The organism is Candidatus Hepatincolaceae symbiont of Strigamia maritima, from assembly GCF_055505085.1.
On the sequence record NZ_DBKDTU010000058.1, the window covers coordinates 1 to 3,035 of the forward strand.

Here is a 3,035-nt window from a genome sequence, read left to right on the forward strand (position 1 = left end):
ATATTTAGTTTAAATTTTTTCTAAGACTTAGGGGATGCTTAGTTGTAATAATTTCTCTTAATCTTTTATCTAAAATATGGGTATAAATCTCCGTAGTTAAAATATCTGAATGCCCTAAAATAGCTTGAATACTTTTTAAATCAGCTCCGTTATTTAACATATGAGAAGCAAAAGAATGTCTAATTACGTGCGGGGATATTCTTTGCTGTAAAATCCCTGCTTTTACAGCAATCTCTTTTAAGGATTGAGCAAATCTTTCTCTAGTAATATATCCTGTTACAGAGTTACTGGGAAATAAGTATTCTGTTGCGTCATAATTATGCTCATAGAGTTTTGCTCTTACTTTTAGCCAAGTATTAAGTGCAAGTTTAGCAATATTAGTAAGAGGTATTATCCGCTCTTTATTACCTTTACCTATTACTAGTATAAAGTTGCGTTCTTCTATTAAATCAGAAACCTTTAAAGACACCAATTCTGTTACCCTGACACCCGTAGCATAGAGTATTTCCAGCATAGTATAAATTCTAGGATTCTCTTCTTTATAAGCCGTACTTAATAATAATGTTATTTCTTCTATACTAAGAAAATTAGGTAAATTTTTGACAGTTTTTGGATTTTCAATATTCTGCATAGGGTTAATCTGAATTAGATTCTCTGAGAATAAAAATAGATAAAATTGCTTAAGACTTGAAATTCTTCTAGATTGGGTAGCTGCACTAAATCCGCCGTTATTTAGCATTAGAATATAAGATTTTATATCCTTATTAGTAGCATTATCTAACTGCTTAATAGGTTTTTTTCTTGATAAAAAAGCATTAAAATGCTCTAAATCTTTAGTATAACTTGAAATACTATTAGTAGCTAGCCCTTTTTCTACTTCTAAGAAATCTAAAAATAATTTTAAACTATTAGGAAGTTCAGGAGTTTTCATGATTTATAAGTATAGTTTCTTCCACTATGGTTGGGACAATAGTAATACGGTGATAAGCTAATATTATCCAGAATAGCACTATACTTCCTAGCATTATTAGCAGAATTTTTTTAATCGGTTTCTTTTTATAGTAATACATATAAGGTTATCATTCTAGCTTTTTCATTATTTTTATAATAAATTATATATTCTTTCTATAAAATGTCTATTTATTACTGATTAATTTTATTATATACTCTAGATATGAATAACATATTAATATTAACTGGTATGCCCTGTGCCTCAAAATCCTCAACTGGATTTTATCTTGCTAATTTATTAGGATTCAAATTCTTAGACTCTGATATTTATCTTACTCAAAAATTAAAGAAAACTATTCCACAAATCTTTCAAGAAGAAGGAGAAGCTAAATTTAGAGAATATGAACTTATTGCTATACAAGAAATCTTTCATAGTAATAAAAATAATTTTGTATTAAGCTTAGGAGGTGGTAGTTTTATTAACCCTTTAATTCAAGAGTTATGCTTAACTAAAGGCATTGTTGTCTGGTTAAACACTAATTTAGCTATTATTCACAACAGATTAAACAGTAGCACCCTAAGACCTCTCTTTAGTAATACAAGCAGTATTTCCCTTACTACTACCATCCTTAATTTATTTAGTAGTAGAAAGAATAACTACGCCAAGGCACACTATAGTATAACCTTAGAGAATGAATCTATCATTGAAACTTCTAATAAAATCCTTAATATTTTAAAAATATCAAACCCCTCAACTAAAGAACAAAACTCTCAATGCTAACCCAGAATATTATTACAGTTAATCTACTGCCAAGTTATCCTATTTATATCGGGCAACCTCTTTATTCAATATATATAACAGAAGTACTTACTAAATTCTGTACCGGAAGAGATATTATTATTATAGGTGATAAAAATGTAGAGAGCATAGCTGTGATTCCTTTGCAAAACTTACTATACCAAATATTCCCTGATATAACCACAACTCTTATTTATTTAGAAGTTAGCGAACTAAAAAAGAATTGGCAAACCGCTCAAGCTCTTATAGAAAAAATTCTTAATAAAAGAATTAGTAAAAATACCTTACTCATTGCCGTAGGAGGAGGAGTTTTGGGTGATATTGCAGGATTTTGTGCTTCTATTTTATTAAGGGGTATAGATTTTATTCATATTCCCACAACTCTACTAGCACAGGTAGATAGTGCCATAGGAGGCAAGAATGCTTTAAACTATCATACTGCTAAAAATTTAATCGGTACAATTTATCAACCCCTAGCAGTGATAGTTGACCCAACCCTCTTAACAACCTTAAAATTAAGAGAAAAATTAGCCGGTTATGCCGAGGTATTGAAGTATGCTTTGATTAATAATGTTGATTTTTTTACTTTTTTAAATAAGAATAATTTTTTAGATTATCATGAGAATTTAGCTTATCTTACTTATATTATTGAAAAATCCTGTTCTACTAAAGCCTTAATTGTAGAACAAGATGAGACTGAGCAAAAAAACATCAGAGCTTTACTCAACCTAGGACATTCCTTTGCCCATGCTCTTGAGGCTTTTAATAATTATAATCAAAATTTATTACACGGAGAAGCCGTAGCCATAGGACTATCTATGGCTTTTCATTTTTCTTTATACTTAAAATTATGCCCTCACACTGACATTGTATTAGTAGATAAACACCTTAAAAAACAAGGTTTTAGAACCTTAAAAGAGGTTACTCAAAAAATTACGAAGAAATTCTCCCCTGAAGAATTTCTAACCCAAATGCTTTTAGATAAAAAAAATACTAATGCTAGTATTAATTTAGTCTTAGTTACAGGTATAGGTGAGGCTTTTTTACAACAAAATGTTAATAAAAAGGATCTCTTAAATTTTCTACATGCATATTGGGACTAGATTACATGTTATTATCTGTTATTAGTATTATAATTCTACTTATTATTTCAGCTTTTTTATCGGCATCTGAAACAGCACTAACTACTGTATCCAAGCCTTTAATTTTTCAAAAAGAGCAACAAGGTAGTAATAAAGCTCGGCTTGTTAATTTATTATTATCTAAAAATACTAATTTAATTGTA

General features: G+C 29.1%; 4 protein-coding genes. 3 read left to right on the top strand and 1 reads right to left on the bottom strand.

Annotation, left to right across the window (positions count from 1 at the left end; all coding sequences use genetic code 11):
• Positions 1 to 4: 4 nt before the first annotated feature.
• A complete protein-coding gene (locus ACQCX0_RS01310) occupies positions 5 to 931 on the bottom strand; it encodes a tyrosine recombinase (RefSeq protein ID WP_462562325.1) in 927 nt (308 codons plus the stop codon).
• 243 nt (positions 932 to 1,174) lie between these two features.
• On the opposite strand from ACQCX0_RS01310, the gene ACQCX0_RS01315 reads away from it, so the two are divergent.
• The 3 genes from ACQCX0_RS01315 to ACQCX0_RS01325 all read left to right on the top strand — a co-directional run.
• Positions 1,175 to 1,732 carry a shikimate kinase gene (locus ACQCX0_RS01315; RefSeq protein WP_462562326.1) on the top strand — a complete coding sequence of 186 codons (558 nt, stop codon included), beginning with the start codon at positions 1,175 to 1,177 and terminating at the stop codon, positions 1,730 to 1,732.
• On the top strand, positions 1,726 to 2,853 hold the full coding sequence (aroB, locus tag ACQCX0_RS01320) for a 3-dehydroquinate synthase (protein ID WP_462562327.1): 1,128 nt from the start codon (positions 1,726 to 1,728) through the stop codon (positions 2,851 to 2,853). Before ACQCX0_RS01315 ends, aroB begins: the two co-directional genes overlap by 7 nt.
• Positions 2,854 to 2,858: 5 nt before the next feature.
• On the top strand, positions 2,859 to 3,035 hold a 177-nt coding region (locus tag ACQCX0_RS01325), incomplete at its 3' end, for a CNNM domain-containing protein (RefSeq protein ID WP_462562328.1).

Coding starts and splice junctions, on each gene's coding strand:
- ACQCX0_RS01310 (WP_462562325.1), bottom strand. CDS start 931: ATGAAAACTCCTGAACTTCCTAATAGTTTAAAATTATTTTTAGATTTC.
- ACQCX0_RS01315 (WP_462562326.1), top strand. CDS start 1,175: ATGAATAACATATTAATATTAACTGGTATGCCCTGTGCCTCAAAATCC.
- aroB (WP_462562327.1), top strand. CDS start 1,726: ATGCTAACCCAGAATATTATTACAGTTAATCTACTGCCAAGTTATCCT.